The sequence below is a fragment of the Kitasatospora sp. NPDC001225 genome (assembly GCF_053597855.1).
The window spans coordinates 1-23,479 of record NZ_JBSFJC010000034.1 but is presented as its reverse complement, the minus strand read 5'-3'; the positions used below and the strand labels follow the sequence as shown (position 1 = coordinate 23,479).

25 protein-coding genes are annotated in these 23,479 nt (G+C 71.4%); 14 read left to right on the top strand and 11 right to left on the bottom strand.

The window, feature by feature from the left end; genetic code table 11:
- Positions 1 to 133: 133 nt before the first annotated feature.
- Together ACWDCZ_RS14580 and ACWDCZ_RS14575 are read left to right on the top strand one after the other, a co-directional pair.
- A complete protein-coding gene (locus ACWDCZ_RS14580; RefSeq protein WP_449816070.1) occupies positions 134 to 1,735 on the top strand; it encodes a purple acid phosphatase family protein in 1,602 nt (533 codons plus the stop codon).
- 109 nt (positions 1,736 to 1,844) lie between these two features.
- Positions 1,845 to 2,510: a lysophospholipid acyltransferase family protein gene (locus ACWDCZ_RS14575; protein ID WP_449816069.1), complete on the top strand. Its 666-nt coding sequence runs from the start codon at positions 1,845 to 1,847 to the stop codon at positions 2,508 to 2,510.
- A gap of 79 nt (positions 2,511 to 2,589) precedes the next feature.
- On the opposite strand, the gene ACWDCZ_RS14570 is transcribed toward ACWDCZ_RS14575, so the two are convergent.
- Both ACWDCZ_RS14570 and ACWDCZ_RS14565 read right to left on the bottom strand, forming a co-directional pair.
- Positions 2,590 to 2,844, bottom strand: coding sequence for a hypothetical protein (locus ACWDCZ_RS14570; RefSeq protein WP_449816068.1), 255 nt, complete (start codon positions 2,842 to 2,844; stop codon positions 2,590 to 2,592).
- Between the two features lie 592 nt (positions 2,845 to 3,436).
- On the bottom strand, positions 3,437 to 3,865 hold the full coding sequence (locus tag ACWDCZ_RS14565; RefSeq protein WP_449816067.1) for a DUF5959 family protein: 429 nt from the start codon (positions 3,863 to 3,865) through the stop codon (positions 3,437 to 3,439).
- Between the two features lie 259 nt (positions 3,866 to 4,124).
- Here ACWDCZ_RS14565 and ACWDCZ_RS14560 point away from each other — a divergent pair, with 259 nt between their 5' ends.
- Positions 4,125 to 5,042 (top strand): phosphorothioated DNA-binding restriction endonuclease, encoded by a 918-nt coding sequence (locus ACWDCZ_RS14560; protein ID WP_449816066.1) that lies wholly within the window; start codon positions 4,125 to 4,127, stop codon positions 5,040 to 5,042.
- 134 nt (positions 5,043 to 5,176) lie between these two features.
- Here the strand turns inward: ACWDCZ_RS14560 and ACWDCZ_RS14555 are convergent, their stop codons facing one another.
- Positions 5,177 to 5,716, bottom strand: coding sequence for a GNAT family N-acetyltransferase (locus ACWDCZ_RS14555; protein ID WP_049650069.1), 540 nt, complete (start codon positions 5,714 to 5,716; stop codon positions 5,177 to 5,179).
- Positions 5,717 to 5,888: 172 nt separating this feature from the next.
- A complete protein-coding gene (locus ACWDCZ_RS14550; RefSeq protein WP_049650068.1) occupies positions 5,889 to 6,275 on the bottom strand; it encodes an Imm32 family immunity protein in 387 nt (128 codons plus the stop codon).
- 127 nt (positions 6,276 to 6,402) lie between these two features.
- Between ACWDCZ_RS14550 and ACWDCZ_RS14545 the strand changes: the two genes are divergently transcribed.
- A complete protein-coding gene (locus tag ACWDCZ_RS14545) occupies positions 6,403 to 6,897 on the top strand; it encodes a hypothetical protein (RefSeq protein ID WP_449816065.1) in 495 nt (164 codons plus the stop codon).
- A gap of 101 nt (positions 6,898 to 6,998) precedes the next feature.
- Here ACWDCZ_RS14545 and ACWDCZ_RS14540 read toward each other — a convergent pair whose 3' ends face one another.
- The 3 genes from ACWDCZ_RS14540 to ACWDCZ_RS14530 form a co-directional block, all read right to left on the bottom strand.
- Positions 6,999 to 7,619 carry a plasmid pRiA4b ORF-3 family protein gene (locus ACWDCZ_RS14540; protein ID WP_449816064.1) on the bottom strand — a complete coding sequence of 207 codons (621 nt, stop codon included), beginning with the start codon at positions 7,617 to 7,619 and terminating at the stop codon, positions 6,999 to 7,001.
- 111 nt (positions 7,620 to 7,730) lie between these two features.
- Positions 7,731 to 7,958: an e9imm peptide gene (locus ACWDCZ_RS14535; RefSeq protein ID WP_449816063.1), complete on the bottom strand. Its 228-nt coding sequence runs from the start codon at positions 7,956 to 7,958 to the stop codon at positions 7,731 to 7,733.
- A 55-nt stretch (positions 7,959 to 8,013) separates the two neighbouring features.
- Complete coding sequence (locus tag ACWDCZ_RS14530) at positions 8,014 to 8,613, bottom strand: TetR/AcrR family transcriptional regulator (protein WP_449816062.1); 600 nt, start codon at positions 8,611 to 8,613, stop codon at positions 8,014 to 8,016.
- 56 nt (positions 8,614 to 8,669) lie between these two features.
- Here ACWDCZ_RS14530 and ACWDCZ_RS14525 point away from each other — a divergent pair, with 56 nt between their 5' ends.
- Positions 8,670 to 9,551, top strand: coding sequence for an alpha/beta fold hydrolase (locus tag ACWDCZ_RS14525; protein ID WP_449816061.1), 882 nt, complete (start codon positions 8,670 to 8,672; stop codon positions 9,549 to 9,551).
- A gap of 8 nt (positions 9,552 to 9,559) precedes the next feature.
- On the opposite strand, the gene ACWDCZ_RS14520 is transcribed toward ACWDCZ_RS14525, so the two are convergent.
- Positions 9,560 to 9,904, bottom strand: a complete 345-nt coding sequence (locus ACWDCZ_RS14520) for a hypothetical protein (RefSeq protein WP_449816060.1) — start codon at positions 9,902 to 9,904, stop codon at positions 9,560 to 9,562.
- A gap of 189 nt (positions 9,905 to 10,093) precedes the next feature.
- Between ACWDCZ_RS14520 and ACWDCZ_RS14515 the strand changes: the two genes are divergently transcribed.
- From ACWDCZ_RS14515 to ACWDCZ_RS14490, 6 genes are all read left to right on the top strand, one after another.
- Positions 10,094 to 10,945 carry a helix-turn-helix domain-containing protein gene (locus ACWDCZ_RS14515; protein WP_380742942.1) on the top strand — a complete coding sequence of 284 codons (852 nt, stop codon included), beginning with the start codon at positions 10,094 to 10,096 and terminating at the stop codon, positions 10,943 to 10,945.
- A 13-nt stretch (positions 10,946 to 10,958) separates the two neighbouring features.
- A complete protein-coding gene (locus ACWDCZ_RS14510; protein WP_387823277.1) occupies positions 10,959 to 11,156 on the top strand; it encodes a DUF397 domain-containing protein in 198 nt (65 codons plus the stop codon).
- Positions 11,157 to 11,429: 273 nt separating this feature from the next.
- Positions 11,430 to 11,885 carry a hypothetical protein gene (locus ACWDCZ_RS14505; RefSeq protein WP_375874810.1) on the top strand — a complete coding sequence of 152 codons (456 nt, stop codon included), beginning with the start codon at positions 11,430 to 11,432 and terminating at the stop codon, positions 11,883 to 11,885.
- Positions 11,885 to 12,289, top strand: a complete 405-nt coding sequence (locus tag ACWDCZ_RS14500) for a cupredoxin domain-containing protein (RefSeq protein WP_416876348.1) — start codon at positions 11,885 to 11,887, stop codon at positions 12,287 to 12,289. Before ACWDCZ_RS14505 ends, ACWDCZ_RS14500 begins: the two co-directional genes overlap by 1 nt.
- A 49-nt stretch (positions 12,290 to 12,338) precedes the next feature.
- Entirely contained in the window at positions 12,339 to 15,719 is a 3,381-nt protein-coding gene (locus ACWDCZ_RS14495; RefSeq protein WP_449816059.1) for an HD domain-containing protein, read from the top strand.
- Between the two features lie 91 nt (positions 15,720 to 15,810).
- The gene (locus tag ACWDCZ_RS14490; RefSeq protein WP_380742944.1) at positions 15,811 to 16,434 is read left to right on the top strand and encodes a hypothetical protein; all 624 of its coding nucleotides are present in this window, start codon (positions 15,811 to 15,813) and stop codon (positions 16,432 to 16,434) included.
- Here the strand turns inward: ACWDCZ_RS14490 and ACWDCZ_RS14485 are convergent.
- Positions 16,422 to 16,886, bottom strand: a complete 465-nt coding sequence (locus ACWDCZ_RS14485) for a hypothetical protein (RefSeq protein ID WP_117487037.1) — start codon at positions 16,884 to 16,886, stop codon at positions 16,422 to 16,424. The two genes, ACWDCZ_RS14490 and ACWDCZ_RS14485, sit on opposite strands and share 13 nt — an antisense overlap.
- Positions 16,887 to 17,404: 518 nt before the next feature.
- Between ACWDCZ_RS14485 and ACWDCZ_RS14480 the strand changes: the two genes are divergently transcribed.
- A complete protein-coding gene (locus ACWDCZ_RS14480) occupies positions 17,405 to 18,574 on the top strand; it encodes an alpha/beta hydrolase (protein ID WP_449816058.1) in 1,170 nt (389 codons plus the stop codon).
- 37 nt (positions 18,575 to 18,611) lie between these two features.
- Here the strand turns inward: ACWDCZ_RS14480 and ACWDCZ_RS14475 are convergent, their stop codons facing one another.
- Together ACWDCZ_RS14475 and kdpB are read right to left on the bottom strand one after the other, a co-directional pair.
- Positions 18,612 to 19,097: a universal stress protein gene (locus ACWDCZ_RS14475; RefSeq protein WP_049650056.1), complete on the bottom strand. Its 486-nt coding sequence runs from the start codon at positions 19,095 to 19,097 to the stop codon at positions 18,612 to 18,614.
- 189 nt (positions 19,098 to 19,286) lie between these two features.
- The gene (gene kdpB, locus ACWDCZ_RS14470; protein ID WP_449816057.1) at positions 19,287 to 21,473 is read right to left on the bottom strand and encodes a potassium-transporting ATPase subunit KdpB; all 2,187 of its coding nucleotides are present in this window, start codon (positions 21,471 to 21,473) and stop codon (positions 19,287 to 19,289) included.
- A 314-nt stretch (positions 21,474 to 21,787) separates the two neighbouring features.
- Here kdpB and ACWDCZ_RS14465 point away from each other — a divergent pair, with 314 nt between their 5' ends.
- Positions 21,788 to 21,961 carry a hypothetical protein gene (locus ACWDCZ_RS14465; protein ID WP_375874815.1) on the top strand — a complete coding sequence of 58 codons (174 nt, stop codon included), beginning with the start codon at positions 21,788 to 21,790 and terminating at the stop codon, positions 21,959 to 21,961.
- A 51-nt stretch (positions 21,962 to 22,012) separates the two neighbouring features.
- The gene (lysA, locus tag ACWDCZ_RS14460; RefSeq protein WP_449816056.1) at positions 22,013 to 23,380 is read left to right on the top strand and encodes a diaminopimelate decarboxylase; all 1,368 of its coding nucleotides are present in this window, start codon (positions 22,013 to 22,015) and stop codon (positions 23,378 to 23,380) included.
- Positions 23,381 to 23,479 lie beyond the last annotated feature (99 nt).

The following is a 23,479-nucleotide window of genomic DNA, read 5'->3' as shown; positions in this document are numbered from 1 at the left end:
CCCGCCGCGCCGCCCGGTGCGCGGCGGGTCCTCGCTGTCGTACCAACTCGCCTACCGTGAAAGGGAATCGAAAACACGTCCGGTGATGCCGGACCTCTTGTCAAAGGTTAGGGAAGTTTCCTAACTTGATGTCATGTCCGAGACCGAGACCCCACGGCACTCCCGGCGCGACCTCCTCCGAGCCGGCGCGGCGGGCGGAGCGGCCCTCGCGGCCGGCGGCCTGCTGCTGCCGGGCACCGCCCTGGCGGCCCCGCGCCCGACCGCCCTCGCCACCCCGACCCTCCCCGTCACCCCGACCTCCCCCGCCGCCCCGACCGTCCCCGCGCCCCGGAGCGAGCGGACCGCCGGATCCGCGCTGCGGCCCTTCGGCCGGCACCTCGCCTACGGGGCCGACCCGTCCCAGCAGGTCGTCGTCTCCTGGCAGGTGCCGGACGCGGTGACCGCGCCGTTCGTCCGCATCGGCGTCCAGCCCGGCGACTACGGCGCCCCGATCGCCGCCGAGGTCCGCACCCTGGTCAGCAAGCTCTCCTGGCAGAAGCCGGTCGAGGACCAGCCCCTCGTCAAGCCCACCACCGTCACCCAGTACTACCTGCACGCGCGGCTGGACCAGCTGATCCCGGACACCACCTACTACTACGTCGTCGGCCACCAGGGCTACGACCCGGCCGGCCAGGGCGCCCGGCTCGGCGACGTGGCGAGCTTCCGCACCGCGCCCGCCCCCGGCCGCGGCGCCGGATTCACCTTCACCGCCTTCGGCGACCAGGGCATCGGGTACAACGCGGCGGCCACCGGAAACCTGATCGCCGGCCTCGACCCCGCCTTCCACCTCCACATGGGCGACCTCTCCTACGCCAACGCCGGCGGCAGCGGCAAGACCAGCGACGCGTACGACGCCCGCCTGTGGGACTCCTTCTTCGTACAGAACGAACCCGTCGCCGCGCGGACCCCGTGGATGCCGGCGATCGGCAACCACGAGATGGAGCCCTGGTACGGGACCGACGGCTACGGCGGCATGCGCGCCCGCTTCACCACGCCCGACAACGCCTGGAGCCAGTCCACCGGCATCTACTCCTGGCGCTACCAGAACGTCGGCCTGATCAGCCTCGACGGCAACGACGTCTGCTACAACACCCCCGCCAACCTCGACTACACCAAGGGCAAGCAGAAGAAGTGGCTGGAGAGCCGGCTCGCCGCGCTCCGCGCCGACACCGGCATCGACTTCATCGTCGTCTACCTGCACCAGTGCACCTACTCCACCTGCCACGACAACGGGGCCGAACTCGGCGCGCAGCAGGACTGGGCCCCGCTGTTCGACAAGTACCAGGTGGACCTGGTGCTCAGCGGCCACAACCACGTCTACGAGCGGACCGACCCCATCCGGGCCGGCAAGCCCACCCGCAAGGTCGCCTCCGGCGACACCGTCGACCCGGTCAAGGACGGCACCACCTACGTCGTCGCGGGCGGCGGTGGCGGCGGGCTCTACTCCTTCCCCGCCGCCGACACCTACCTCGGGCACGAGAGCGCCAACGACAAGCCCGTGCCGATGGTGGTCTCCGACCGGAGCGGCCACAACCAGACCGTCAAGGTCACCTGGTCCAGGGTCCGGTACACCGGCTACTGCCTGGTGGCCATCGACGTGACCCCCGCCGTCGCGGGCAGGCCCGCCCGGATGGAGGTGCGCTCGCTCACCGAGGACGGCACCGCCGTGGACCGGGTCACCGTACAGCGCGGCTGACCCGGCGGCCGGCACCCGGTCCCGTTTGAGTACCGCTACTCAGGCGGGCGGGGCCGGTGTGCCGGGACGATGGCGGTCCCACGACGCCGGAGGCCACGGAGGGCCCGCCATGCTCAGCCGGATCGCCGCCGCCCTGGTGCCCGTCCTCGGGCGCCTGTCCGTCACCTCCGAGACACCCGGCCCGGTCGCCCCGGGCAGCGTCGTCGCGGCCAACCACACCTCGGCCGCCGACCCCGGCGTGGTGCTGGCCGCGCTGCGCCGCCTGGGCGCCGAGCCGGTGGTGATGGCGACCGCCGGACTGTGGCGGGTACCGGTGCTCGGCGGAGTGCTGCGCTCCGGCGGGCACATCCCCGTCCACCGCGGCACGGCCCGGGCGGCCGAAGCCCTCGACGCGGCCGCGGCGGCGCTCGCGGCCGGCCGGGTCGTCCTCATCTACGGCGAGGGCGGCCTGCCCAAGCACCGGGACTCCCGCGACGCGGAACCGGGCGCCTTCCGCACCGGCCTCGCCCGGCTCGCGGCGGCGACCGGCGCCCCCGTGGTGCCGCTCGGCCAGTGCGGCGCCCGCCGCCTCAGCTCGGGCGGCACCGCCAAACAGCTCGCCGGACTCGCCACCGCCCCCGTACGCCGCCCCGCCCTGCACGTCCACCTCGGCGCCCCGCTCCACCTGCCCGGCGACATCCCCGAGGCCACCGCCGCCGCCCACCGGGCCGTCACCGCCGCCTGGCGCACGGCGCAGCGGCGGTGCGGCGGGCCGGGTAGGTCATGGATCACGTGATCCATGACAACTCCCCTCCAGGCAAGGGCAGTCCGAGCACCCAGTAACGTTACTGGGTGCTCGGACTATCCCTGTTCGGTCAGCTCCGGGGAGAGGCCTCCAGCCGGTCCGCGGACCACAGGACAGCGGCCAGCGCCACCAACACCGGGACGGCCAGGAGGCCGAAGCAGATCGCCCCGGCCTGGGGCGCGCCCATCCCGGCCCGGACGAGACGCCACCCGAGGCCCAGGTCGACTTTTGTCGTCGCCAGGCTGCCGAGACCGCCGGCGGTCACCCGCAGGTGCAGTCGCCGGGACCGGGACGGGGTCGGTGCGGGTGTTTCCTGTGAGAGCATGGCAATGCCTTCCGGATCGGATAACGGATTTCGAACCCGATGAGGCATACGGGCGCCGTTCCGGCGAGGGGGCGGCGCCCATTTCATGCCCGTCTGCGGGTCCGGTGACGAGGATACCCACGCTCGGGCAGGGTGTGGACCGCCTCCTGATTCCGAAGCGACGGTCCTGTGCGGGCCGTTGGAGTAGTGCAGATTGATATAAATTATTGCTGATCTCCGCAGGTCAGAGCCATGGTTTCGTCTACGGAGCACACATCTCCACCTGCGAATTCGTGAAATCGCCGCAGAAAGAAGCGCACCACATTTCGACGCCGTTCCAGCCCGCAAGTCCGAACTTCGCGGGACGGGCCTCTCTCGTGGGCACTTTCGGATGGTGTGCCGACAATGCCTGCCGCCGTTGGGCGGTTGGCATCCGGTCGATCCGGAAAAAAATTCCACCGATCCTTCGACCCGGCCCCGCCCGCCGCGCCACCACCTCGCCGCAGCCCTGGAGGTCGCGCCGGACCAAGCCGCGACGTCCGAACTGCTCGACCAGTACGACCAGTACGACCAGCTCGCCTCCGGCCGACAGCAGGCCGGGCCGTTGCCATCCCTACCCTGACGGGATCGGGCTCCAGGCGTCCAGCAGGTTCCGGAGGCGTTGGCGGTGGTCCGCGATCCACCCTTCCGGCAGGTCGATCGGAACCCGCACGGTGACCATCGAGCCCGACTCGTCCTCGACAACCACCTCGGGGCACCCGCGCTCACCGGTGAGCTGGATGAAGACGGACGGTCCGCTGTCCATCTCCATCCACTCGATGTCCTGGCCGGCACCGAGCCTGTCCAGGGCCAGGCCCCACTCCTCCAACTTCGAGGCCGACAGCACCAGGTCGATGCGCCCACTGACGAAGGGCGTCGCCACGGCGATCTCGGCCGCAAGCCCGCCGTACCATCGCGGGTGCCGACCCAGGACCGTGATGCCGACGCCGTTGCCCTCATCGTCAGCGAGAACGACAAGATCCATCGGAGTCACCTCGGCCATGACTCTCCCTCCTTCAACCGGCACGAGAGGGCATCGTGGCTCACCCGTCACGCTCGAGGCCAGCGCATTCCGGCCGGAGTGACCCCGACCGGCTCGGGGGGGGCATCGTGCGCGAGAAGTCGGCCTGGCCGACTTCTCACGCACATGATGGGGATGGGAGTGACGTCGCCCAGCCCCTCTGCCCGCTCTCGGCGGGGCCGGGGGCGGACCCGTCGGCCCGGGTGATCCCTTCGCCGGGCCGCGAACTACGCTGGCCGGCATGGACTGGCTCGATCGGGTGGCGCGACTGAGGCGTTGGACGAAGGGCGGCGAGCGTGCGCCGCACAAGCCGCTGCTGCTGCTCTACGCGCTAGGCGGGTACCAGCGGGACGCGGACGGCGAACTGCGGTACAGCGCGGTCGAGGGGGAGCTGAAGCGGCTGCTCGTCGAGTACGGCCCGCCGCGTCCGACGACCCCCGCTTACCCGTTCCACCACCTGGTCAGCGACGGGGTGTGGGAGGTCCGCGCCGACCAGGGGCCGGGGAGCCCCGGCAGCGGGGTCGGGGTCCTCCGGTCGAGCGGGGCCGCCGGCAGGCTCGCGCCCGCGCTGCGGGCCGCGCTCGGCGAGGAGCCGGCCCTGCTGGGCCGGATGGCCCGGGTGCTGCTGGACGCCCACTTCCCGACGTCCCTGCACGCCGACCTCTGCGAGGCGGTCGGCCTCGACCTGGAGCGGGCCGAGACCGGGGCCGTGGGCGGGCCCGAGGCCGCGGCCCGGCGGCAGCGCGACCGGCGGATGCGTGAACTGATACTCACCGCCTACGAGTTCCAGTGCGCCTTCTGCGGCTACGACGGCGCCCTCGGGGCGAGCCCGGTCGGACTGGAGGCCGCGCACGTGCGCTGGTGGTCGCACGACGGGCCGGACGAGGTCGACAACGGCCTGTGCCTGTGCTCACTGCACCACAAGCTCTTCGACAAGGGCGTGTTGGGCCTCGGCGAGGGCCATCGCATCCTGGTCTCCGACCGCTTCGTCGGCCGCAGCGAGGCCAGCCGCCGCCACGTGCTCGCACTCTCCGGCCGCCCGCTCATCGGCCCCCAGCCCGGCCGCCCCCCGGTCGCCGACCGCCACCGGCAGTGGCACACGCGCCAGGTGTTCCACGGCGTCCCGCGCCAGCCCGCAGAGCAGGGGGCCTTGGTCTAGTCGTACTGACCGGGAAGGTTCGCCGGATCGGCGGTTCGAGCGGTTGGATGTCCGGAGACGTCCGATGCGACCGTCGGGGGTGTGGTGGCTGAGCCTGTCCGCGTGCGCAGGTCGACCGACCAGGAGGGAGAGCGTCAGGCCCTCACACCACGCGCGATTCGGTACAGCACGTTCGGACGCAGTGGCCCTTCGGGCGCGGTGGGGTCGTCGAAATCGTCAGCCGGGTCGCGGGTCATGCCGATCCGGCGCATCACTGCTTGGGAACGGATGTTGGTAGCAGTCGTCACTGCAAGAATCTCGGGGAGTTCAAGCGTTTCGAAGCCGAAGGCAAGACCAGCCAGGGCGGCCTCGGTGGCGTAACCCTGGCCCCAGGCCGAGCGAGCGAGCCTCCAACCGATCTCTACCCCCGTGAACGGCATGTCATCATCCACCTGGTCCAAGCCCGCGAAGCCGATGAACTCGCCCGTGGCCTGCACTTGAACCGCCCACCATCCGTAGCCTCGCCGGTCGAACTCGGCCTGGAACCGCGCCACGGAGGCATCGCTCCGTTCACGGGTGAGCAGGTCGCCCAAGTGCTCCCGAACCTCAGGATCGGCATTCATAGCCGCCCACGGTTCAAGGTCGGAGTCTTGCCATCGACGGAGCACGAGGCGATCGGTACGCAGTTCAGCCATGCTGCCCAGCCAACGTGAGCGCCGTCCCCAAGGCAATCCAATTTCTCCGGGACCGCTACCGCCGCTCAGGAGGAGACTGCTCGGCCGGCTCCAGGACTGACGAAGCAACCACCGCCCCGGCGGGCATCCCGCTGGTCGGATCCTTGGTCACCACAGACAACCAACGGCCGGTTCAGCGGGTCGGCATGCCTCCGTGGGGACTGTTGACCACCAGCGGCAGGGAACCCTCGGCAAGGTAGAAGTGCCCGGGAAAGTAGTCGATGTGGAGGTGGCCGCCGTCCTCGGCGGAAGCCATGCCGCGCAGGTTGTCCGCGAGTACCGCCCGGCCGGCGGAGTCACCGCTGATCACGAGGAACTGCCGCTCGGAGTCCAGATGGACAAGGACACCGGGGCCGGCGGTCCCCTTCACCTCGATCCCCGCCAGGGCGTCGGTGGCCGGTGAGGGGGTCGAGATGAGAAGCCCCTTGCCCTCGGCCACCGCGTCCGCCAGACGGTTCAGCTCCTCCGCCGACGCCGTCAGATCCACTTCGCCGTACACGGGGTCGCTGACGAGTCTCACGCGGTCGGCACTCCTTCACGATCGGAATCCCTGATGCTACTGAACCTGGGCGGGTGAGGTCGGGGAGCGCCGAGTGTGCCGGTGCCCCGGACTGTTCCGCGGGTGGCTGCCGCGCCAGGATGAGCGCATGACCGAGAGTGAAGCGGACCTGCCGGCGCTGCTGCGCGAGCTCGATGATCCGGCGTGGCTGGAGTGGCCGCAGCGCTACGACCGTCGCGGGACCGCGGTTCGCTTCGGTGCTCTGGTGGCTCGGCTCGAAGGCGACTTCGCTGTTCCCTGCCCGGCCGAGCAGGACGCCCAGGACTCCAGCGAGTACGGACGCGTCGTCGTTCCCGGGCACGCGACCGTCTGCGGAACCCGGATCGTCGTCTGCGTCAGCAAGTTCGGCTCACTGGCGCTGGTCTGCGCCGACAACCCGGGCGCCTTCAGCGGAACGGAGGAAGCCCGGGCCGAGGGCGAGCTGGACGACGCGGACCTCGCCAGGGTCAACCGGGCGCTGGTCGAACTCGGCTATGTCGTGATTGCCGAGGAACTGCTGGAGAGCGACTACGACGGGCCGAGCCGACTGCCCTCGTACATTCAGCGGCCCACCTGGTCGGACCGCTTCTTCGGCTACTTCTGACGACCGCGATCGAGACCCGGTGCAGCACCGCGTTGATCCTGCGAGGGTCTTGATCGCCCCCGGCGGGGGTGGGGGCGCGATCGGCTGGGCGCGGTCCGGTTTCAGTCGTGGACGAGTACGGTCGTGTAGTCGGCCAGGGCGGTGTTGATCTCGGCTGGGTCGAACGCGGCGGGGTCGAACTGGTCGGCCGAGTCGAGGCCGAGCCATTCGAGTCGTTCCTCGTGTTCTTCGTGGCCGGGGTCGGTGAGAACCTCGACGAGGTACTCGTATCCCCAGATCCCGCCGCAGTCCTCGGGCGGGCCGGCCCGTCGGCCGGTGAGGCAGTGAGGGTAGGAGACACCGGGTTCGGCGTCTCCTACGGCCTCGACGAGGATGTCGTGCTCCCAGTTGTCGCCGAAGTCGTAGATGTAGCGGAACCGCGTGCCGACGCCGGGGGCGATCTGGTCGAGGCGCATCGCCGTCGCGTCGCGGATCCCCAGGTCCCGATCGGTGACGCCGTACCGTTCCCGCCCGGTCTCGAAGGCCCACATGTGGTAGTCCTCCCAGCCGAACGAGGCCTGGACCAGGTCGTGCAGCCGCCGCAGATCCGTGCCCGACGGCACCTGAAGGCGACGCCAGATCGGGGGCTTGGAGCCGGACAGGGTGACCTTGATCGTGTGGACGGACGTTCCCGGGGCGGTCCGGGAACGGGTGGGCGGCTTCACGCGCCTGGTGTTCGACATGGCCGCCATCCTGCCAGGGGCACCGGTTCCCGTACGGGCGTCGGCCGTCGGCTCACCCGCCCGTGTGACAATGCGCTGCACTGGCTGAAGCACGTCCGAGCGGTTGCATTCTCACAGCGCGAACGGTCGGTGGGCCAGGGCCAGTTCGACGACCTCGGCCGCTGTCGGCTCCGGCCCGTCGGCCGAGTAGATCAAGTCGCTGACGTAGCCGCTCGGACAGCCAAGGCCCCTGTCCAGTGCCTCCAGCGTGCGGTCGATCTCGGCGTCGTAGCAGTCCCCATCCATGATCTTCTGCACCATCGCAACGGCCGACTCACGAGTCATCACTGCTTCAGCCACCCCCTCCAGGATGAGGAGAGAGTCTAGTGAGTCACGTGATCGACCGGACGGATTCCTAGCCGGGGAAGATCCGCCCGAGGTGGTAGCGCAGGACGGTGGTGGCGGCCTCCGCCGTTCGCTGGCGGAGCAGGACGCTGAGGCCGAGGCCGGCGGAGACGGCGAGGAGGACGACGGCCTCCTCACGGGGGTCCAGCTGCGGGTCGGCGGTTCCGGTCTGTTGGGCGGCGGTCAGCTGGGCGGTGAGGAAGGCCTCCATCTCGTTGGGCGCGGCGAGGAACCGGGGCCCGCCGAGGGCCGGATCGGTGACGGAGAGCACCGCGTACTCGGTGTGGATGAGGTGGAAGGCCCGGCTCTCCTCGTCGGTGGGGACGGCTTCGAGTAGGACGGCTTCGATGATGCCGCGCGGGCCGCTGGCGCCGGTCGCGCGGACGCGCCGCTGGACGCGTTCGCCCATGCGGGCCGTCAGCCGGGTCATGGCGGCGAGCAGCAACTGCTCCTTGGTGTCGAAGTAGTACTGCACGAGGCGGACCGAGACGCCGGCCTCGATGGCCACCGACCGCATGGTGACGGAGTGCAGGCCGCTGTTCGCCGCCGAGCGGAGCAGGGCGTCGATGATGTGGGCCCGCCGTTCCTCGTGATCCACCAGCTTCGGCATCGGGTTCCTTCCGGATCTTTTTGTGGTACAACCATACCATCAAACAGGGAGGGATCATGACCAGGACCAGCGTCGGACACTTCGTCAGCGAGCCGGCTCGGGCGAAGTTCCTTGAGGCGTACGACCGGGCGATGGAACTCTGGCCGGGCCCGCGCCGGGAACTCGACGTCGAGACCGCGTACGGGAGCGTCCACGTCCACCGCTACGGCGCGACGACCGGCGAGCCGATCGTGCTGCTGCACGGCCACGCCGGGCACCCGTCCAACTGGTACCCGCAGATCGCGGCGCTCGGCGAGCGGCACCCCGTCTACGCGATCGACACCCTGGACGACCCGGGCCGCAGCGTGCAACGTGCCGTCGCGGCCGGGTCGGAGGAGAACGCGGCCTGGCTCGGGGAGGTGCTGGCCGGCCTCGGGCTGGAGCGGGTCCACCTGGTGGGGGTGTCGTACGGCGGCTGGCTGGCGCTCAACCAGGCGATCCACGCGCCCGAGCGGCTGGCCTCGGTCACGCCGCTCGACCCGGGCGGGATCGAGAAGGTCCCCGCGCGGTTCTACGCCCACATGGTCGGCGGCCTGTTCGGCATGCTCGCCCCGCGCCCGCTCCGCCCGGCCGTCGGCCGGCTGCTGGCCAACCCGGCACTGAGCGCGCCGCGCGAGATGATCGCACCGCTGATGCTCGCCATGCGGAGCTACAAGCCGGGCGGCCGCCCGCCGGCCCGGCCGTTCACGGACGAGGAGTTGGCGTCGATCGAGCTGCCGGTGCTCGTCCTGGTGGGTAGGCGCAGTGCGCTGCTGCGGCCGCGCCAGGTGGTGGAGCGGGTCACCCGCCTGATCCCCGGCGTGCGGGCGGAGATCGTCGAGAAGGCCGGACACGGACTCAACCTGGAGCGGCCCGAGTTGGTCAACGAGCGCCTGCTGGCCTTCGTCGAGCGCGGGTAGGGGGAGGTTCAGGCTGCGGCGGCGCGGCTCACGGTGGCGGCCTTCGGTGGGGAGAGCCAGATCAGCCGGGCGGTGATGCCCGGCGGCCCGGAGAAGTGGCGCATGGCCCGCTCGGGAGAGCGGAGGGTCATCCGCGTTCGCCCGTCGACGCCGATGACGTGGGCCCGGCCGTCCGAGTCGGCGAGCCCCCAGGCCGCGACCCACCCGTCAGCGTCGTTGCCGCACACCTGGACGACGGCGAACAGCCGGGGCGCGGTGTCGAGCACGAGCCCGCACAGCTCCTGCTCGAAGGTCGGTTCGACCGGCGGGCGGAGCGTGGCCGGGCGGGAGTTTGGCGAGGGCGTAGCGCTCATGGAAGTCTCCTACATGTAGGGGAGTTGGACGCCGCGCTGCTGTCACCGCCGGCAGCGGGCATCCATGACGCAGAGTCAAAAGTAGCCAGTCGGTAGTATGTAGTCCACCGCCTTTGAGGAATCTGTATCACTACCACTCCCATGGGTGACGGGCGCCGACGATGGCGGTCGAGAGCGAGGAGACAGCGGATGCCGCCCAGCAAGACTCCGCCGAGCATCCGGCAGCGGCGACTCGGTGCGGAGCTGCGCCGGTTGCGCGAGCAGGCGGGACTCTCGGTCACACGAGCCGGGGAACTGCACGGCACCCCGCAGTCCCGCATCAGCAACATCGAATCCGGCGGGTACCCGGTGAGCGCGGACCGCGTACGGACCCTGGCGCGTCTCTACGGCTGCGCGGACGACGCCCTGATCGAGGCACTGACGCACATGACCGGCGGCCGCACGCGTGGCTGGTGGGAGGAGTACCGCGAGATCCTCCCGGCCGGAGCACTCGACCTGGCGGAACTCGAACACCACACGCAGACGATGCGGATCGTCTCAGTGGTTCACATCCCTGGTCTTCTCCAGACCCCTGAGCATGCTCGTGCCCTGTTCCGGGACGTAGTCCCGCCGTTGTCCCCGCCCGAAGTGGAGCACCTGGTATCCCACCGCATCAAGCGACAGGCGGTGCTCTTCGGCGACCGTCCGATGCCGCTGTCGGCCGTCGTCCATGAGACGGCCTTGCGTATGGGTTTCGGGGGCCGCAAGGTTGCCCGTGATCAGCTCGAATATCTGCTGACCATGAGTGAACACCCGCACATCGATCTTCGTGTCATCCCGTTCGGCACCGGTAGCTACCCGAGTTCCGGTGCCGGGATCGTGTACTTCGCAGCAGAGGTCGCGCGGTTGGACAGTGTCCAGGTCGATGGGGACCGATTCGAGTTCATTGACACCGAGCCGCAGCTGATCAAGTATCGAGCCGTACTGGATCGGTTGGAAGCGAGTGCGCTCAAGCCCGACGCGTCCCGCGACCTGATCCGCCGTACCGCCCAGAGCATGTGAGACGGGAAGAACCATGGCCGTTCAGAGCTGGCAGAAGTCCTCGTTCAGCGGCGACACCGCCAACTGCATCTACGTCTCAGCAGTTGCCGACGCCACTGTCCGGATTCGTGAGAGCGATGACCCTGACACCGTCCTCTCGACTTCGCCCGGCGCGCTCGGCGCACTCCTGTGCGGCGTCAAGGCCGGGGAGTTCGACCACCTGACGACGTGATCTGCGCGGTGTGCACCCTTCTGGCCCGTGCCCCAGGTGTCCTGGGACACGGGCCGGCGTCATTCCCCTTGCGTGCGTGAGAAGTCGGCCAGGTCGACTTCTCACGCACACCATCGGGTGGGGGCGGTTGGGACCGGCTGGCGAGGGTCGCGGACTGGGCGCTGGGCTGTTGGTATGACGTTCGGACGGTTGGGCGCGCGGGTGGATCTCCGGGCGGTTAACGTCGGCCGCAATGCGTTCGTACGCCCATACGTCCTCAGACCGGAGGTTTCAGTGCAGCGGTGGATCATCCTGACGGTACTCACCTCGGCCCTCACCGGCCTCACCGGCGCGGCCGGGGCCGCCGTACCGGCCCGGGCCGACGAGCCGGTCCCCACCACCGTCACCCTCGGCGACGCCGTCATCGACCCCAAGCTCCCCGGACGGGTCCGGGTACAGGTCGAGTACCTCTGCTCGATCGCGGACGAGGCCCGATCGCTCACTGTCTCGGTCGAACAGAGGGACCCGGAGGACAACACCGCCGTCGCCTTCGGCTCCAGCCGGACCGCGGAGGCGGACGTGATCTGCGACGGCACGCCGCAGACACGGCAGGTCCTCGTCCAGTCCAAGACCACCAACTGGATCCCGGACGTCGACGCGATCCTGACCACCACCGTCTCCAACATCGGCGCCACCCCGTCGGCCGCCGCCGACTCCAAGCGGGCCAGGCTGCTCGCTACCTCCGCCTGATGCGGACCCTCCTCCGGGCCTCGGCCCTCCTGCTCGCCGCGGCCCCCGTACTGACCGGCTGCGTCAGCTCGTTCATGGTGCCGGGCCCGGAGGAGACCAGCAGTACCGTCGCGCCGCCGTCGCCATCCACGGCCCCGCCGTCGCCCAGCCCCTTCACGGGGACGGTGACGATCCGCGACTTCTCCTTCGAGCCGGCCGACTTCACCCTCAGCCCGGGCACGGCGGTCACCGTGACCAACACCGGCACCACCGCCCACACCCTCACCGCCCAGGACGGCACCTTCGACACCGGCCCGATCGCCCCGGGCGGCAGCGCGACGCTTACCGCTCCCACGCAGCCGGGCGGGTACTCGTACCTCTGTACGTTCCACCACTTCATGCGCGGGATTCTGACCGTGGCCTGAGGGGCTATTGCCCTACGCTCGTCCCCTGCACATGGGGAGGGCATGAGGGATGGTCGACAGCACGTCGAACACGATGAGCGGCACGGCGAACGGCCCGGTCGTGCAGGCCGGGCACATCGGGGCTGTCTACGTGGGCGGGAGTCAGCCCCCGGCGGCGTCGGAAGGGGCCGACGAGTGGGTGCGGGCCGCTGCCGAGTCACGGGCCTGGAAGCACGTCCGGGAGGACCGGGACGCCGAGCCGTACCGGTGCGCCGTCCTGAAGGCCGTCGGTGAACTGGCCCGGCTGCGGGACGAGACGGTGCTCGCCGACGACCCGTGGCAGGATCCCGGGATCGCGGTGCGTTTCGTTTCACGGGTCGACGGGCTGCTTGGCAACGATCGGCTCGACCTCTACCCGGCCGAGGCGGCGCTGCTGGCCGTCCTGCCGTTCCTCTACCGGGTCCGCTCGCTGCGCCTGGCGACGGTGCGCGCCTCCGTGCGTCCGACCGAACTCTCCTCCTCACTCGACCCCGACGCCGACCGCGCGGCGTACGAGCAGTTCTTCGAGTCCTACGACCTGCTCGTGGGCCGCACCCGGACCCGCCCCGCCTCCGCCGCCGCGCTCGGTTGGTGGCTCTTCCACCGCTGGCTCGATCAGCACGAAGACCTCGCCGACCCCGAGGGCGTTCAGGAGATCATCGACCAGTTGCCGATGCTCGCCGACCTCGGTGAGACCTTCGCCCTCAAGCGCGTCTGCGCCCTGCTGCACGGTCTCCGTCGGGGCCCTGACGTCGGCAACCGTGACTACCTGGCAAGCCTCAGTGCTGACGACCACCTGCGGGCCCCGGGCGAACAGCACGTCCGGGAGCCGAGGTTGGCCCTGTTGCTCGCGCTGGCGTACGGCACCGCCATCGAGATGACCGCCCTGCCCGAGATCGTGGCCGAACACCTCGGCATCCCGCACGAGGTCGACCTCACCGACCTGCGCCGAACGTTGGACGAGGCCGCGTGGGGCGGCTCTTACGATCTGCCGGTGCTGCGCGCCGAGTGCCACCACGAGGCGGTGGTCGAAGGACTGCGCGAGTACACCGCCCGGGCCGACGAACTCCTCCACGCCGTCCGCCGGGTCCTCACCACACACCCACTTCCCACTCGTCTCGCCTCCGACGAGGCTGCCCCCGCCGCTGGCGCCTTCACCGGTTGGGCTCGCTTCCGCATGGACGAACGGAGGGTGCGCAGCCTACTGATGGGCGTAGAGCTCTACCGCGACCGAGATCTGGCCGTCAGAGAGCTCTACCAGAACGCCCTCGACGCCTGCCGCTACCGCCGCGCCCGCACGGAGTACCTGGACCGCACCAACCCCATCGCGACCTTCACCTACGACGGTCGTATCGAGTTCCGTCAGGGCGTGGACGAGAACGGCCGCGCCTACCTGGAGTGCCAGGACAACGGCGTCGGCATGGGGGAGGAGGAGCTGAGGGGCGTCTTCTCCAACGCCGGCGCCCGCTTCGCGGAGCAGCTGGACTTCAAGCTCGAACGCGCCGAGTGGCGCAAGGTCGACCCGCCCGTCGAGCTGTATCCCAACAGCCGCTTCGGCATCGGCGTGCTGAGCTACTTCATGCTCGCCGACGAAATCCGGGTCAACACCTGCCGCATGGACACCACGGGTCAGTTAGGTCCGCAGCTGGAAGTCTCGATCTATGGCCCGAGCCACCTCTTCCGCATCGCCGAACGGGCGGCACAGGGCCGCATGCCGGGTACCACCGTCCGCCTGTACCTGCGCGACGACATCGAGCTGGGAGAGTCGTGGTCGTGTGTGGACGTCCTCGAACGTCTCCTGGCCGTCGCGGAGTTCGCCACCTCGGCGGTGCACGACGGCGTCCGGGAATCCGGATGGGAGCCCGGCGTCCTGAAAGTGCGGCAGGCGCCGCCGGGTGAGACCTTCGGCTTCAGCGCATGGGGTCTGACGACGTCATGGGCCGGAGCGCCGGAGGACGCCCAGGTGACATGGTGCGAGCACGGCGGGGCACTGCTCGTGGACGGCCTGGTGGTCGAGCCGGAGGTCGTCCGCGGGGTCATCTCGCCGAGGGGGTTGTCCGGGGTCGTTCTGAACCTCACCGGCAGCCTGTCGCCGAGGAGGTTGTCCGTGGATCGCCGCCGTGTCATCAGTGACCTTTCGGAGACGGTCCGGGGCCTGCTGGAGCTGGCGGTCGACGAGTTCGTGAGCGGGGACTCGGTCGTGTTGAGCATGGAGTGGATCCATCAGGTAACGGAGGGGAACTACCATCTCGCCGATCTGGTGGCCGCCGAAGTCATCCGACAGGGCCGTCCATTCGAATTCCGTGGGGTCGAGTACGAAACCCGTAGCACGGGCTGCTTCCTGGCGGACGAGGGAATCCTCAGGTGGTGTGAACATCCCGACCGGTTCCTTGATGGAATGCTTCCAGGCGATCCGCCGGATCACGTCCTCCTCTGGCGGATGATGGCTCACGGGCTGGATCGGACATTCCCGGAACTGTCCAGTCTGTGCCCGGAATTGCTCCGGTTCCGGAATGTGCGCCCGGCGATGCCGTCCGACATCGAGGTGCTGGCTCCGAGGCATCAGGCCTTCGGGGCCAGGTCGTGGACGCTGGAGCAGCCGGACGGGGAATGGGTGGTGGACCTCGGTCGGAGTCTCGGCATCACGCTCAAGCAGGCCCGCGATCGAGCTGCCGGACTCGGCGTGCTTCCCGCTCGTGACTTCGTCTGCTGTCTCGGCCCCGACCGCCCGCCCGTAGTCATCCCCCGCCAGGCTGCGGTGGCTTTGAGCGGATTCTCGGCAGCGGCACCGGTTGATGCCCGTGTCGAGGACCTGGAGATCGGCGAGCAGGAGATCGGGGAGCTGGCAGATCTGTGGCGGGAAGATCCCGACGAGCTGACCTACGACCTGATCTTCATGGTCGGGGAGCTCGGCGGGCAGTCGTTCCGTGAGGTGATCGAGCGGATCCGGGCCTGTGGGGCGGAGATCCCGATCGTCCTGCCGGAGCGCCCGGTCCGGCTGGACAGGGAACTCTTCTCGCCCGACGGAGCGATGGATTGGGACGACCTTCCGTTGGGTGCCCCCGTGCCGTTCGCGCGTCTGATCGATGCGGCTCGGACGCTTCAGCTGCATGCGAGGGAGTTGGCTCGCCACTTGAGGACCCGTGGGATCATTCCGTCCGCCGACGACCTGCCGGCCGGGTTCACGATGGAGCAGGCGTGGGATCTTCTCGATCTCGACAGGTCAGGGTCCATCGGATCGTTGTGGATCGAGGGTGCGACCTTGGCCGACCTGTTGAAGGTGTCACTGAGGACGGGGCATCCGATGGCCCGGATCACCGACTGGTACCGCGCGTGGGGCATCGACGCCCCCGACCCTGCCGAGCTGATCCGCGACGCTCTCGCCCGGGTCCCCATGGCCGACCCCTCCTGAGCACCGAATCCACCCGTGAACAGGGCTGCTGCAACGTGCCTCCTTGTTCTACAGTTCTGTAGAACATTACGCACGGCGATCGGGGACGAGCATGGACAGGCCGCTTCGGCTGCCGCAGCAGGATCGGGCGGACTTCGAGACGGAGCTCGGGCGGGCGCTCTCGGCGCCGGAGGTGCGGGCGGCGTTGCGGGCGAGTGGGGAGGAGGCCCGGGGGGTGGAGCGGTTGCGGCGGACGGCGCGGGAGAACGCGGAGTTCGTGCTGGCCGCGGCGGCGCCGGAGTACGAGCGGTACGCGGCGTTGCGGGCGGATGCCGATGCGGTGGCGCGGCTGCCGGTGGACGTGCCGGCCAGGGAGCGGGCGTCGGGGTGGTGGGGGGTGCTGGGGGTGGTGGTGCCGATCATCGCGGTGGGGGCGGCGGTGGTCTTCCTGCTGCTGGGTTCCGTGCTGGGGCTGGTCGAGGACATGGAGGTGTTGGCGCACGCGCTGGTGGACGCCGGGTGGGTGTCGGCCGGGGCGGGGGCGGTGAGTCTGCTGGTGGGCGGGCTGGGGTTGCTGGGGGCGGCCCGGTCGAGGGGGCCGGAGGCCGGGGAGGCGGCGGACGGGCCGGGGGAGCTGGTGCTGGCGCGGGATGCCTGGCGGTCGGCGCTGGCGGAGCGCGGGCTGGTGCCGTACCTGGTGGCGCAGGCGAGTGCGGCGCCTGGTCAGCGGCGCTGATCGAGTCTCGCCGTGCGGGCGGCGTCGACGAGGAGTTGGGCGGCGTCCGGCGGGATGGCCAGGCGGCGGGCGATCCAGGGGGCGGGGCGGCCGGCCCGGGCGAGCATCCAGGCGGAGTACAGGTGGCCGAGCTGGGGGGCGTTCTCGGCGAGCAGTATGGGGCGGACGGCCTCCATCGGGAAGCCTTCGAGGGCGCGGGCGCTGTACTCGCGGCCGTTGGGGCCGGGTGGGGGTAGCGGGAGTGGGCGGCGGAGGTCGATCCAGCGGCTGAGCAGGACCGCGCCGACCACCAGGAGGCCGGTGCCGGAGGCGCCGATCAGGATGCCGCCGATGACGGGGCGGTCCTCCTCCTCGGCCATACCGAGGGCGATCTCCTCCAGGACGAGCAGGCCGAGCACGGTGAGCAGCACCGCGGCTTCGGCGGGGCGCGGGTGGGTCCGGGACGTCGTCATGCGGAACCTCTTCCTCGGCGGGGCGGCCGGGGGTTTCGGGCGGGCGCGGCGATTCACCTTCCGTACAACGGGCGGTGGGCGGCCCGGGGCACGCGTCACGGTTCAGGCGGTGAAATCGCGGATGAGAATTGACGGACCGTCAAGAAGGCGAGGTGGACGGCTTGTTGGCCGATCGGGAAGGGCCGGCCGGGTGGGCCGTCTGGCGGAGGCTGCGACCGCACCTCCTTCCGGTCGGGCGCACCTGGGCGGTGCGTGCGTCGACGGGGCGAGGGGCCCGACCAGGGGCGGGCTTCGGGTCAGCATAGCCTGGGCATGCCAACTTCGACAGGCTTGTCGAAGTTGCGGAACCCGGGCTCGCGGTGGCGTGCCCGGAGGTGTCCGACCGGCTACTTTGAGTACGGAGCTCCGCTTCCACGGCCGGCCTTCGCGGCAGGGTTCCACAGCGCCGGGTGCCACAGCCGGGTGCCACAGCCGGGTTCCGCGGCCGGGATTCACGGCGGTAGGGGAGGTCGGGGCCGATGGGGCTCACCAACCACAAGCTGCTGGCGCTGATGGCGCTGCTCGCGGTGTTCACGGTGCTCGGCACGCTGTGGGTCTGGCCCCGGCTGGCCGTCCGGAGCTGGCCCGCGATGTTCCTGCGGCTCGGCACCATCGCCGTCACCCAGCTGGCCCTGCTGGTCACGCTGGGGCTCGCCGTCAACGACTACTTCGTGTTCTACAGCAGCTGGTCCGACCTGCTGGGGCGCGAGCACGGCGCGGGGGTGATCCGGGGGACGGGCGGCGGTACGGGGACGGGCGGCGGAACCGGTGCGGGCGGCGGTACCGGTGCGGGCGCGGCCGGCGTGCAGGTGCTCGGCCCGGCGGAGATCACCGGCGCGGGGGCGGTCGGCCGCGATCCGGCCCGGATCGGGCGGCTCGACCGGGTGCGGCTGCCCGGGGCGACCACCGGGCTGAGCTCCGACGGCTACGTCTACCTGCCGCCGCAGTACTTCCAACCCGGCGGCGAGACGCGGCACTTCCCGGCCGTGCTGGTGCTGACCGGCTTCCCCGGCGACGCCGCCAACCTGGTCACCAAGCTGCGCTACCCGGCGGCCGAACTCGACCTGCTGCGCAAGGGGTCGATGCAGCCGACCGTCCTGGTGCTGATGCGGCCCTCGCCGACCATGCCCCGGGACAGCGAGTGCGAGGACATCCCGAACGGGCCGCAGGCGCAGCGCTACTTCACCACCGACGTGCCCGCCGACCTGCGCGCCTCCTACCGGGTGCTGGACGGCACCGGCAGCCTGGGGATCGTCGGCGACTCGACCGGCGGCTACTGCGCGGTCAAGCTGGGCATGGAGCACCCGCGGACCTTCCCGGCGGCCGTCTCGCTCTCCGGCTACTTCAAGGCGGCGGAGGACGTCACGACGGGCGACCTCTTCGCGGGCGACCCGCGGCGCCGCGCCGAGGCCGACCTCGACTGGCGCCTGGCCCACCTGCCGATGCCGCCCCTGGCGGTGCTGCTCGCGGACAGCAAGGAGGACGGCAGCACCTACGCCGACTCCAGCGCCTTCGCGGCGGCGGCCCGTCCTCCGCTGGTGGTCGACCAGGAGACGGTCGACACCGGCGGCCACAACTTCACCACCTGGGGCCGGCTCATCCCGCCCGCCCTCGGCTGGCTGAGCGCCCACCTGCGCGTCCCGGAGTAGCGCAAGTGGGCGCCAGCAGAAGGTCGGTGACGATCTGTCAGCGGGCCAGCAGGGGGAGTGGCGCGCCGGTGCGGGCCGGGAGTTCGAGGCGGGTGAGGAGGGCCGAGGGCGAGACCTCGACCACCCGGCAGCCGGCCCGGTGGCGGCAGTGGCGGGCGACCGAGCCGTGCCGCAGGCGGTCCAGGCGGCGGCGGGTGGCGGCGCCGAGGACGAGCAGGTCCGCCGGGCCGGTGACGGCGCCGACCAGGGCGGGGCCGGGCTCGGCGTTGACCACCAGCGGGTGGATGACCAGGTCGGACGGGTAGCCGCCGTAGGCCTGGTCGAAGGCGACGTCGAGGCGTCGCCGGGCGGCGTGCTCCAGTTCGGAGAGCGGCCGTAGGCCGTCCCGCTCGTTGGCGGCCCAGGCGGCCACGGGCACCAGCACCGCCTGGTGCCGGGCCGCCTCGCCGACGGCGTGGTAGAGGGCGGCCAGACTGCTCAGTGATCCGCTCAGGCCGACGATCACTCGGGTGGTCCCGGTCATGGCCGTTCGCCTCCGTCTCTCCGGCGGCTCTCTCCATCGGGCTCCGCCGGTTCGGAACTCCTTGCTTCGGATGTCTCCAGTGAACCCCGGAACGGAGCCGTCCGTACCGCCGCTGACACCACCATGACGCGGGTCGCCCACATTTTGACAGCGCTCTGACGGGCCGGTCGGGATCCCCCGGCCGATCGCTCAGCCCAGCCCCGGGACGAACTGGACCAGCAGGTCGATCGCCTTGATGCCGAGGAACGGCAGCACCAGCCCGCCCAGTCCGTACACCCGCAGGTTGCGCCGGAGCAGGTCGGTCGCGGAGGCCGGCTGGTAGCGCACGCCGCGCAGGGCGAGCGGGATCAGGGCGACGATGATCAGCGCGTTGAAGATGATCGCGGAGGCGATCGCCGAGGTGGGGCTGTGCAGCTCCATGATGTTGAGGTGGTGCAGCCCGGGGTAGGCGTTCGCGAACATCGCGGGGATGATCGCGAAGAACTTGGCCACGTCGTTGGTGATCGAGAAGGTGGTCAACGCGCCCCGGGTGATGAGGAGTTGCTTGCCCACCCGGACGATCTCGATCAGCTTCGCCGGATTGGAGTCGAGGTCGACCATGTTGCCGGCCTCCTTGGCGGCCGGGGTGCCGGAGTTCATCGCGACGCCGACGTCCGCCTGGGCGAGGGCGGGGGCGTCGTTGGTGCCGTCGCCGGTCATCGCGACCATGTTCCCGGCGGCCTGTTCGCGCCGCAGGTGGGCGAGCTTGTCCTCCGGGGTGGCCTCGGCGAGGAAGTCGTCCACCCCGGCCTCGGCGGCGATGGCGCGCGCGGTCAGCGGGTTGTCCCCGGTGACCATGACGGTACGGATGCCCATCCGCCGCAGCTCGGCGAAGCGTTCGGCGATGCCCTCCTTCACCACGTCCTTGAGCTCGACCACGCCCAACGCCCGTGCGCCGTGCCGGTCGTGGACGGCGACCAGCAGTGGGGTGCCGCCGGCCCGGGCGATCCGGTCCACCAGCGGTTCGGCCTCCGCCGGCAGCCGCCCGCCGGAGTCCGCGACCCAGCGGGCGACGGCGTTCGCCGCGCCCTTGCGGACCAGGCAGGTGGTGCCGTCCGGCCAGGTGAGGTCGACGCCGCTCATCCGGCTGTGGGCGGTGAACGGTACCGGCTGCTGCTCGCCGAGTTCGCCGGGGGAGCGCGGCGGCACCCAGTACTGACGGTTCGTCAGTTCGACCAGTGACCGCCCCTCCGGTGTCCCGTCCGCGATGGAGGCCAACTGGGCGGCCTCGGCGAGCTGTTCGGTGGTCGCCCCGGGCAGCGGGTGCAGGGCGACGGCCCGTCGGTTGCCGTGGGTGATGGTGCCGGTCTTGTCGAGCAGCAGCACGTCCACGTCCCCGGCGGCCTCCACCGCCCGGCCGGAGAGGGCGACCACGTTGCGCTGCACCAGCCGGTCCATCCCGGCGATGCCGATCGCGGAGAGCAGGGCGCCGATCGTGGTCGGGATCAGCGCGACCATCAACGCGACCAGCACGATGGTGGTCTGGGGCGCGTGCGCGTAGACGGCCATCGGCTGGAGCGAGACAACCGAGAGCAGGAAGACGATGGTCAGCGAGGCCAGCAGGATGTTGAGCGCGATCTCGTTCGGCGTCTTCTGCCGGTCGGCGCCCTCGACCAGGGCGATCATCCGGTCCACGAAGCTCTGCCCGGGGCGGGAGGTGACCCGGACGACCAGGTGGTCGGAGAGCACCCTGGTGCCGCCGGTGACGCCGGTGCGGTCGCCGCCGGACTCGCGGATGACGGGTGCCGACTCCCCGGTGATCGCCGACTCGTCGACCGTGGCGACGCCCTCGACCACCTCGCCGTCCCGCGGGACCACCTCGCCGGCCGGGACGAGCACGATGTCGTGCACCATCAACTGCTCGGCGGGGATGACCTCGTGGCGGTGGTCGCGGGTACCGACCCGCCAGTGCAGCAGCCGCCGGGCGGTGGTGGCGGACTGGGCGCGGCGCAGCGACTCGGCCTGCGCCTTGCCGCGGCTCTCCGCGACGGCCTCGGCGAGGTTGGCGAACAGCACGGTCAGCCAGAGCCAGAAGGAGATCACCCAGGCGAAGACGCCCGGGTGGAGGACGGCGCTGATCGTGGTGAGCGCGGAGCCCGTCTCCACCACCAGCATCACCGGGTTGCGCATCATGGTGCGCGGATGGAGCTTGCGGACGGCGGCGGGCAGCGCCTCGGCCAGCTGGCGGCGGGTGATCAGCCGGCGGCGGCCGCCCGGCGAGGTGGGCCGGTGGCTCGGCGGCGGCTCGGGCGCGGGGGCCGCGGTGCGCTCCGGGCGGCGGAACCAGTTCTGCTGGTCGGGGGTGTTGTCCGGGGTGGTGAGGGCCGAACGGCGCATCGTCTCGGGGGACCTTCCGGGCCGCCCCGGTTCGTCGGGGGCGGCGGGTTCGGGTGGGGCTGCGGGGACGGCGGACAGCCCACCACCGGAGAACCGGGGGACATGCCGCTCTTGACACAGGATTGGCGGCGAAACCCCCGTCCTTGACGGAGCTCTGACACCGCCGCCGGCCGACCGCCGGACCGCTGTCAGGAAGGCGTCAAGGACGGGCCCCGGGCCGTACGCCCTGCGTCAAGGGCGGGTGCGGTCGGTGTGCGGAGGGTCTCCACTGGAGGGGTGCGGCCGCCCGGGCCGTCGTCTGGAGGGACCCCGCCATGACCACTGTCACCGCCGTCATCGACGTCGACGAGCCGCTGGAGCGGACGGTCCGCCTCGTGCCCGCCGCCTGGCGCCGGGACCGCCCCGAGCCGCCGGAACCGTCCCCGGCCGCCGACCGGGACCGCACCCGCCCGGCGAACTGCCGCTTCGCGATGCACTACGAGGACTGACACCCGTCAGGGCGTCCGCCGCCCACGCGCCCACCCAGAGGAGCAGCCGCCATGACCCAGCTCATCGCCCCGCCCGTCCCCACCACCCCCGGGACCGCCCCTGGAGCCGTCTCCGCCGACGTGCTCGGCGGCCCCTGGCCGGCCACGGCGCGGCCCGGCCGGGGAGCCGATCTGCTGATCGGCGGGGTCGGGCTGGCCGAGGCCGCCGAGCGGTTCGGCACCCCGCTGTACGTGCTGGACGAGGCCGAGGTCCGGGGGCGGGCCCGGGCGTACCGGCGGGCGCTGCCGCACGCCGAGGTGCTGTACGCGGCCAAGGCCTTCCTCTGCAGCGCGATGGCCGACTGGGTGGAGCAGGAAGGGCTGGGCCTGGACGTCTGCTCGTCCGGCGAGCTGTGGCTGGCGGTCTCGGCCGGCTTCCCGGCGCAGCGGATCCTGCTGCACGGCAACGCCAAGTCCCCGGAGGAACTGCGGCTGGCGCGGCGGCTGCGGGTCGGGCGGATCGTCATCGACGGCCCGGCGGAGATCGCGCGGCTGGCCGCCCTGGTGGCCGCCGACACGCCGCAGAAGGTGCTGGTCCGGATCGTCCCGGGGATCGCCGCCGGGCACCACGCGGCGGTGCGGACCGGGGTCGGCGGGCAGAAGTTCGGCTTCCCCGTCGAGGGCGGCGACGCGGCCGACGCGATCGCCCGGGTGCTCGACCAGCCGGGGCTCGAACTGGCGGGCCTGCACTGCCACCTGGGCTCGCAGATCACCTCGGTCGAGCCGTACCTGGAGGCGGTGGACGCGGTGGTGCGGCTGCTCGCCGAGACCCGGGACCGGCACGGCGTCGAACTGCCCGAACTGGACCTCGGCGGCGGCCATGGCATCAGGTACCTGCCCGGGGACGAGGAGTTGGACCTCGCCGAGTTCGCCGTCCGGGTCACCGACCGGCTGGCGGTGCGCTGCGCCGAGGCCGACCTGGACGTGCCCCGGCTGATCGTCGAACCCGGCCGCGCGATCGCCGGACCGGCCGCCGTGGCGGTCTACCGGGTGCTGTCCGTCAAGCACACGGCGGACGGCCGCTGCTTCGTCGCGGTGGACGGCGGCATGAGCGACAACCCGCGCCCGGCCCTGTACGGATCGCCGTACACGGTGCGGCTGGTCGGCCGCCGCTCGGAGGCGGGGGAGACACGGGTCGACGTGGTCGGCCGCCACTGCGAGGCCGGGGACGTGCTCGTCCGCGACGCCGCACTGCCCGCCGACCTGCGCCCCGGCGACCTGCTGGCGATGCCGGCGGCCGGCGCGTACCAGCTGTCCATGGCGTCCGGCTACAACCTGGTCGGCCGCCCGGCCGTGGTCGCGGTGAAGGACGGCCGGGCCCGCCTGCTGATCCGGCGCGAGACGGTCGAGGACTTCCGCCTGCGCGAGGTCGGCCGCTGACGGCGGACGGCGGCCGTGTGGGAAGTCGGCCCGGCCGTGCTCGTGCAGGGCGCGGATCGCGGCGACGGCCTGGTCGCGGTGCCAGGCCAGCGGGGAGTC

What these genes read in the sequence shown, in the direction of transcription:
- ACWDCZ_RS14480 (WP_449816058.1), top strand. Translation starts at nt 17,405, where the DNA reads ATGGGGCTCACCAACCACAAGCTGCTGGCGCTGATGGCGCTGCTCGCG.
- ACWDCZ_RS14495 (WP_449816059.1), top strand. Translation starts at nt 12,339, where the DNA reads ATGGTCGACAGCACGTCGAACACGATGAGCGGCACGGCGAACGGCCCG.
- ACWDCZ_RS14540 (WP_449816064.1), bottom strand. Translation starts at nt 7,619, where the DNA reads ATGTCGAACACCAGGCGCGTGAAGCCGCCCACCCGTTCCCGGACCGCC.
- ACWDCZ_RS14575 (WP_449816069.1), top strand. Translation starts at nt 1,845, where the DNA reads ATGCTCAGCCGGATCGCCGCCGCCCTGGTGCCCGTCCTCGGGCGCCTG.
- ACWDCZ_RS14565 (WP_449816067.1), bottom strand. Translation starts at nt 3,865, where the DNA reads ATGGCCGAGGTGACTCCGATGGATCTTGTCGTTCTCGCTGACGATGAG.
- ACWDCZ_RS14560 (WP_449816066.1), top strand. Translation starts at nt 4,125, where the DNA reads ATGGACTGGCTCGATCGGGTGGCGCGACTGAGGCGTTGGACGAAGGGC.
- ACWDCZ_RS14515 (WP_380742942.1), top strand. Translation starts at nt 10,094, where the DNA reads ATGCCGCCCAGCAAGACTCCGCCGAGCATCCGGCAGCGGCGACTCGGT.
- ACWDCZ_RS14510 (WP_387823277.1), top strand. Translation starts at nt 10,959, where the DNA reads ATGGCCGTTCAGAGCTGGCAGAAGTCCTCGTTCAGCGGCGACACCGCC.
- kdpB (WP_449816057.1), bottom strand. Translation starts at nt 21,473, where the DNA reads ATGCGCCGTTCGGCCCTCACCACCCCGGACAACACCCCCGACCAGCAG.
- lysA (WP_449816056.1), top strand. Translation starts at nt 22,013, where the DNA reads ATGACCCAGCTCATCGCCCCGCCCGTCCCCACCACCCCCGGGACCGCC.
- ACWDCZ_RS14465 (WP_375874815.1), top strand. Translation starts at nt 21,788, where the DNA reads ATGACCACTGTCACCGCCGTCATCGACGTCGACGAGCCGCTGGAGCGG.
- ACWDCZ_RS14545 (WP_449816065.1), top strand. Translation starts at nt 6,403, where the DNA reads ATGACCGAGAGTGAAGCGGACCTGCCGGCGCTGCTGCGCGAGCTCGAT.
- ACWDCZ_RS14475 (WP_049650056.1), bottom strand. Translation starts at nt 19,097, where the DNA reads ATGACCGGGACCACCCGAGTGATCGTCGGCCTGAGCGGATCACTGAGC.
- ACWDCZ_RS14520 (WP_449816060.1), bottom strand. Translation starts at nt 9,904, where the DNA reads ATGAGCGCTACGCCCTCGCCAAACTCCCGCCCGGCCACGCTCCGCCCG.
- ACWDCZ_RS14525 (WP_449816061.1), top strand. Translation starts at nt 8,670, where the DNA reads ATGACCAGGACCAGCGTCGGACACTTCGTCAGCGAGCCGGCTCGGGCG.
- ACWDCZ_RS14570 (WP_449816068.1), bottom strand. Translation starts at nt 2,844, where the DNA reads ATGCTCTCACAGGAAACACCCGCACCGACCCCGTCCCGGTCCCGGCGA.
- ACWDCZ_RS14530 (WP_449816062.1), bottom strand. Translation starts at nt 8,613, where the DNA reads ATGCCGAAGCTGGTGGATCACGAGGAACGGCGGGCCCACATCATCGAC.
- ACWDCZ_RS14500 (WP_416876348.1), top strand. Translation starts at nt 11,885, where the DNA reads ATGCGGACCCTCCTCCGGGCCTCGGCCCTCCTGCTCGCCGCGGCCCCC.
- ACWDCZ_RS14555 (WP_049650069.1), bottom strand. Translation starts at nt 5,716, where the DNA reads ATGGCTGAACTGCGTACCGATCGCCTCGTGCTCCGTCGATGGCAAGAC.
- ACWDCZ_RS14580 (WP_449816070.1), top strand. Translation starts at nt 134, where the DNA reads ATGTCCGAGACCGAGACCCCACGGCACTCCCGGCGCGACCTCCTCCGA.
- ACWDCZ_RS14490 (WP_380742944.1), top strand. Translation starts at nt 15,811, where the DNA reads ATGGACAGGCCGCTTCGGCTGCCGCAGCAGGATCGGGCGGACTTCGAG.
- ACWDCZ_RS14485 (WP_117487037.1), bottom strand. Translation starts at nt 16,886, where the DNA reads ATGACGACGTCCCGGACCCACCCGCGCCCCGCCGAAGCCGCGGTGCTG.